Source organism: [Chlorobium] sp. 445, assembly GCA_002763895.1.
In the GTDB taxonomy this organism is placed as follows: domain Bacteria; phylum Bacteroidota; class Chlorobiia; order Chlorobiales; family Thermochlorobacteraceae; genus Thermochlorobacter.
Window position 1 is genome coordinate 1 of record NSLH01000053.1, and the last position, 6532, is coordinate 6532.

The following is a 6532-nucleotide window of genomic DNA, read 5'->3' on the forward strand; positions in this document are numbered from 1 at the left end:
TCAACTTGTGCATTCCCTATCGTCCAAAGTTTTGAGCGCAAGAATACCACCATTCAAGCCAAAGAGCGCGACCGCATCTCGTTCAAAGTGTCTGCCAGCGACAATGACAAAGAAGATCAGGGCAAACTTGTCTATTCTGCTGAAAACTTGCCACAAGGCGCACAGTTCAGTAACCAGCAATTCACTTGGCAGCCTGATTTTGGTCAGCGAGGTACATACAGCATTCTTTTCCGTGTGAAAGATTCCTTTGGCGCTGAAGATACCATGAGCGTCGGTATCGTGATCGAGCGCCTCAATCGTAAGCCTAAGTTAGAAAAACCACGTGATGCCACGCTCAAAATTGGTGAGCCTTTTGAACTCCAGCTTGTTGCCACTGATGAAGACAAAGAAGACAAACTTACTTTTACTGCGAGCGGATTGCCGACTGGCGCAACACTCTCACCCGAGGGCAAACTGAGCTTCACTCCAACAGAGGAAACCACAGGCAAATTCACTATTCAAGTTACCGTCAAAGATGATTTAGGGGCAGAAGATACAAAGTCTTTCACGCTTACAGTGCCCAAGCCTAGCAAGAAATAAGTCTCGTCTAATCAGGTAAGGCAATCGGGAGAGCCGCCGATTGCCTTTTTCTTTTGAAGAGTCTTTTATGCGCATTTTTTTCACGCTGCTTTTTATGCTTTGCGCTGCCCCGCTCTTTGCACAAAGTCTGCGCTTTGCCCTCCTCAAATCCAACTTTGAACCGCTCTTAGCTGACCCCAAAGAGACACGCATCGCTGTACTTACCCACCTCAATGATACTGGCGTCTTGCTTGATATTGGCGCCTCGCTGGATTTACTGCAGGTGGATGTCGGACAAGATAGTTTGCACTTTTCCACCCTTGGGTTTGGTGCCGACTTTGGCACGTTTTCTTTGCTCCGCCGTCTTGATGGGTTCAAGTTTCCTGTCGACGCTGCAGATTACATTTTCGGCATCAATATCAGCTGGCGCTCACGCATTCAGACACGCACATTCCCTCTTACCGTCTCAGGTCGTTTGCGCCTCTCACATATTTCTGCACATCTTATTGATGGCAGTTTTGATTTAGATCGCTTGCAGTGGCGCGAGGGTCGAGTGCCTTTTACATTTAGCCGTGAATTCATTCACCTTACGCTTGCACTTTCTTCTTCCTTCGGTCGTGTGTATCTTGGATATGAGTGGCTGTTTAACACTGTACCTGTTGATGTGGCGCGTCATAGTGCGCAGGCGGGCTTGGAAGTATTCACGCCGTTGATGTCATTGGTACCTTTTGCACCGTTTCTTGCCTGCGATGTGCGCCTTTCACCAATTTGGCGCGCTGAATTCGGACGCACAGACGGATATGGCACAACACTCAGTTTTCAGGCCGGCATCAAGACGGGAGATTTTGGAGCGCGTGGGCTGCGCTTTACCTATCACTACTATACAGGTCTGAGCTGGCGCGGGATGTATTTCGGCGATAGAGTCAATGTGAGCGCTATCGGCTTAATGATTGATTTCTAATTCTTGGAGATGAATTCACGACATCGCTTACGACACATTTTATTGTGGCTACCTGTGCTGCTTTGCGCAATCTTGATTTTTATTCAATCCAGTATTCCCGGAGAAAAGATTCCACACTCTGCCCTTTTCACTTACGACAAATTGATTCACACAGGCATTTACTTCGTCTTTAGCTTGTGCCTTGCTTTTGCGCTACGCAAACAAACTCATTTTTCTTACTTGCGCGAACACTGGTTCTTATCTGGCATTTTGATTGCCACATTTTACGCGATTAGCGATGAAACCCACCAACTTTTCGTGCCCAAACGCGTCGCTGATATCGTTGATCTCAATGCCGACATCCTTGGAATTTTGCTTGCTTTTTTTCTTTTTCGTTTCATGATCTCACGTCAGCCTGCTACCGAAGCCACTTTTGAGGCACAGGAATAAATCATGGAATTTCTTACCTACACTGCAAGTTTAACAGTTGTCTTCTTCAACTTTTTTTGTACTTGTCTATGGCTGAAGCACGCAATGTCTTGGGCGGCAAATTAGAATGTTGCTGCAAAAACCCGCTCACCGGATTCTATCGTGATGGCTACTGCCGCACTGGTCCTGACGATACCGGTCGGCATGTCGTCTGTGCTATCGTTACCGATGACTTCCTGCGCTTTTCTCGAGCGATGGGAAATGATTTAATTACGCCACGCCCTGAGTATCGTTTCCCGGGCTTAAAGCACGGTGACAAATGGTGCTTATGCGCTTTGCGCTGGAAAGAAGCCTTTGATGCAGGACTTGCGCCGAAGGTTGTCCTTGCAGCCACACATGAAAATGTCTTGAATTTTGTCTCGCTTAAAGCCTTAAAACTTCATGCGGTTGATTTACCCGCTGAAGAAAAAGGTACTTAGTTTTTTTTAGTGCATTGCATTTTGCATCTTGACCTGAGTTAGGTTGCCTAGCTCTTGCTTTTGTTTTTCTATTTTTAGCGTGAAAAGATCATAAAGTGCCTTAAGCCAGATGAGTGTGGTGCTGATTGCTTTTAATTCATATTTCCAGCCGAAGTCAGTCCAAGACTTTGGCACAAGGTCGGAAGGTAAAATTGAAGCGCAAAAGAGTACTACGCTTAGCAGCACGAGATTTGCTACATTTTTTTCTTGATTTTCTTGTACAAAAAACCAAAGCATTGCGCCACATATTGCGATAATAAAAGTTGGAGATTCCGCACGATGATTAAAAATCACCATCCATATCATTAAAAATCCAAGATACATTGTGCGAAAATTCAGAATCTCGTATTTTTTAATTTGCACAAGTGGGGCGAGTAAGGCAAATAAACCTATTGATGTGAGCCAAAGTTTTGGCGGTTCTGTTTTAAGCCAAGTTGCCCAAATGCTATAAATAGACGCACCGCCAATCGGCGCATAGTCTTCTTTTAAGAGATTCCACCAGTTGCTGTACTGCCATAGCAAGTTATCTATTGGGACAAGCAAAAGTGGCAAACACAATAGTACCAGTGTCCAAATAGCACCAAAGAGTATGATTTGAAGGGGCTTTCGGCTGAATGCAACTACAATTGCACCTATTGCCCCGAAGAGTTTAATAAACATGGAAATTGTGATTGGAAGAAATGCAATTTTTGCATCACCACGCTCTACTGCTACGAAACTCAGTATAATACAAGCTGCTATCAATCCGTTGCTTTGGGCATTTTGCACATTAATCAAAAGTTCAGGCAGAATTAGCCAAGCAATTAAGGCTCTTTTTTTCTCTTCAAAAGGCAAAAGCCAAATAGCTAAGAACAGCGGCACTACATTTAAGAGATTCCAAGCGCATAAGCCCACCACATTCGGCATCCACGAAAAGAAGAGCATAAATGCTGCAAATGTCGGACTATATTTGTATAAGTCATCATATTCATCAGGATAAGGGGCATAGAGATTTTTTCCCTCGAGCAAATGTTTTGCAGAGGATTTGAAAATCATGTAGTTATTATAGTGGCGGAAAGTTTTTTCTTCCTCTACGCTTAGGACGTATTTTTGTATGCTCACTCCTGTAGTGAGTAGCACATAAATACTGAAAATAAACCAGCCATTTTGAAACCGTTGCATTTGTTTCGCTTGGTTTATTTGCTCCTAGGTTTTTTGCTTTTTCTTTTGTGCGGCTGGGAAAAGCACATTATTTAGAATTAGACGGTATCCAGCAGAGTTTTTATGCAACGCTAAATTTGTAGGTGGATCACCGATGTGATGTTGGTAGTCCTCTGGGTCATGCCCACCGTAGAAACAAAACTGTCCTTTTCCAAAATTGCCGTGCAAATACCGTACCTCTTCGCTGCCCTTCTTTTCACCCATGATAACTACCGAAGATTTAATAAGAGATTTTCTGAACGATGTAGTTTGCCCATAAAAGCCTTTGACAATTGAAGTATGGTTTTGTGTCAGCATTGAAGGCACTGGGTCATACTTTGCACTAAACTCGAACAGTGTAAAATAATCATTTTCTGGTCCTGTTGAACTGCCTGTCATTTGAGGGTTAATATCGATATTTGACTTAGAGTATTCGTAAGGATTGAGGCTTACGGTGAAGTTTTCAAACGCAAAGGTTTTTGAAAAATCTAATTTTTTATTTGCATCAGGGGTTACACCATCGCCGTCAAATTCAGCAGGGACGATGTCAACATTTTCTGCTGCCAGTGCAATGTCGTAACTATCGGGCGCCGAACACATCGCAAACATAAATCCACCTTCACCGACGAAATCACGTATGGCACGTGCTACCGCTTTTTTTCCTCGCTGACCTTCGAAAAGCCTAACTTGCGCGCCATCTGCTCGGCATCACGCACTTGCTTGATGTACCACGGTGCGTAGCGAAATCCCACATAAAATTTTCCATATTGCCCCGTGAAATCCTCATGATGCACATGCAGCCAATCATATTTTTTGAGATCGCCGCGTAGGACTTCTTCATCCCAGACTTTTGTAAAAGGAATTTCCGCATAGGTTAGAACGAGTGTTACGGCATCATCCCATGGTAAATTGGTCGGCGGCACATAGACGACAATCTTGGGCGCTTTTTCAAGGCGCATCACAGCAGCATTGTTGTCTTCACTTTCGATTTCTGCTGTAATGCGCATCGCCTCGATCTCCGAAATGCTTTCACTGCGCACACCACGCACAGAAAGCTCCGATACAATGCTCGGCAGTGCATCGACCAAAATGAACCTCCTCGATAATTGAGTAGCCAATCGACGGCAATACCTTTCTCCAAACACCAATATGCCACACCGTAGGCTTTCAGGTGATCGGTTTGGGTCTTATCCATCGGAATCAGGATTTTCTGTGCCATGGCACGCTCTGTGGCTACAGTGCACCACAAGATTAGGCATAGGATCAGAAGCGTTTGTCGCATCTTATTTAGCGTTAGATAAGTTCATGGAAAAATAAAAATTTTGTGCTATTTTGATTATCCCTAATCTTATAGACTCTCGTATAGCTAAACATATCACCGTCAGTCTTATTTTTCTCATATCGATTACGCTGGCTTTACCCTCTTTTTCACAAGGCCGACTTGTCGGTCGTGTTACAGATGAGACAATAACCCTGTTGCGGCTGCTACCGTTTATGTGATTAGCCCAAGCCTCACACAAGCCACCATTACGAATGCTTCGGGGTATTTTACTTTTCTGAATTTACCACTAAGCAACTATCTCATCAAAGCCTATAAGCGCGGCTTTCCGATTTGGCAGAAGGATTTCAACCTTTCTACTGCATCCACGTTCCGCATGGATGTCAGGCTCACTGAACAGACTGTCCTTGCCGCAACCGAAACCAAGTTCTATAAAGATAAAGAGATTCATCGTGAAGCGAAGGACATCAAACGCCCTCGTCCCAAGACCGAACGTGAAGAGCAGGAAGAACGCACAGTGGCTCAAGCCCCTGCACCTGCACCAACTGCTGCGCCGACTCAAAATGAGAGCAAAGCACAGTCAGTTTCTGACACAGAAATTGAACAAGAGGAAGGTCTGCGCCAATCTGTGCAAACTGCTAAAGAGGTGGCAGTCAGCGATGCAGTCAAGCCTGACACCAAACCCGAAATTATTGGCGGTATGGAGGCACTGACCCGGAAGATTATTTATCCCACCATTGCCCGAGAGCGCAGTCTGCAAGGCGGGGTGATTGCAAAGGTCAATGTCGATAAGCAAGGCTTTGTTACGAAAGTAACTATTTTACGCTCTACTGACCCATCATTTAGCGAGGAAGTCTTTCGCGTCCTTAGCGATGACATTCGCTTCAAACCTGCTACTCTGAACAATCAGCCAGTTGCAGCCCCAGCTGTTATTTATGTGGAGTTCAAATTGAATTGAGCGCAAAGCGTTCAGCAGCGTGCAGTTCTGAAAACTTACTGCACACCTTTCGTTCGTCTAGCGAACAGCGCACGCAACAGCCCTTGCAGTCGTCTTTGTTAGAAATTTACCTGTACCCCACCAACGACCCTGAATGGATTTTGTGGAGCCCCCTCTGGGAACTCCACTGCCGCTGAGCCTGCCAGTCCATCAGGTCCAGCACCCAGATTCACCGTGCGATAGTTTTGATTCAGCGCATTGAGCGCTCGAACCAGCAGCGAGACACCTGAAATCACTTCATAGCGCGCCGTGATGTTGAGCAAGGCGTAGCCCGGAATCGTTTGGCGCAATCGACTTGCCGTAGTCTGAACTTGATTCGGGTTGTTTGGATCAGGTTCAGGTTTGAATGCTGACCCCTGCTGCGGGTGCGTACGCTGCTCACCGACGACAATCAGGCGCGGTGAAATCGAGACTTTACCTACCACCACATCGCCTCCTAAACGAAACATGAATGGCGAAATACCACCGATTTGGCGCTTTGTTAATTGTCCACGATTCGGGTCGAACACCTCTACTTCGCCCTCAATCAGACTCAGTGCCGCGTAAAGATTTAGGCGCATGCCATCTCCAAAATTGCGCACATAGTCCAGTTGCAGTGTCCCGCCGAAATTCACTTGATTGCCTTGATTGAC

General features: G+C 45.5%; 7 protein-coding genes and 1 pseudogene. 5 read left to right on the top strand and 3 right to left on the bottom strand.

The window, feature by feature from the left end; genetic code table 11:
- The 4 genes from CMR00_12460 to CMR00_12475 all read left to right on the top strand — a co-directional run.
- Positions 1–579 (top strand): hypothetical protein (locus CMR00_12460; protein PIO47046.1); only part of this gene is annotated, 579 nt, incomplete at its 5' end.
- 40 nt (positions 580–619) lie between these two features.
- A complete protein-coding gene (locus tag CMR00_12465; GenBank protein ID PIO47047.1) occupies positions 620–1519 on the top strand; it encodes a hypothetical protein in 900 nt (299 codons plus the stop codon).
- Positions 1520–1528: 9 nt separating this feature from the next.
- The gene (locus tag CMR00_12470) at positions 1529–1948 is read left to right on the top strand and encodes a hypothetical protein (GenBank protein PIO47048.1); all 420 of its coding nucleotides are present in this window, start codon (positions 1529–1531) and stop codon (positions 1946–1948) included.
- Positions 1949–2016: 68 nt separating this feature from the next.
- On the top strand, positions 2017–2406 hold the full coding sequence (locus CMR00_12475) for a hypothetical protein (GenBank protein ID PIO47049.1): 390 nt from the start codon (positions 2017–2019) through the stop codon (positions 2404–2406).
- Positions 2407–2412: 6 nt separating this feature from the next.
- Here the strand turns inward: CMR00_12475 and CMR00_12480 are convergent, their stop codons facing one another.
- Entirely contained in the window at positions 2413–3606 is a 1194-nt protein-coding gene (locus CMR00_12480; GenBank protein ID PIO47050.1) for a hypothetical protein, read from the bottom strand.
- A 24-nt stretch (positions 3607–3630) separates the two neighbouring features.
- Positions 3631–4906: pseudogene (locus CMR00_12485) on the bottom strand (asparagine synthetase B).
- Positions 4907–5120: 214 nt separating this feature from the next.
- Between CMR00_12485 and CMR00_12490 the strand changes: the two are divergent.
- Positions 5121–5861, top strand: a complete 741-nt coding sequence (locus CMR00_12490; GenBank protein PIO47051.1) for a hypothetical protein — start codon at positions 5121–5123, stop codon at positions 5859–5861.
- A 98-nt stretch (positions 5862–5959) separates the two neighbouring features.
- Here CMR00_12490 and CMR00_12495 read toward each other — a convergent pair.
- On the bottom strand, positions 5960–6532 hold a 573-nt coding region (locus CMR00_12495), incomplete at its 5' end, for a hypothetical protein (protein PIO47052.1).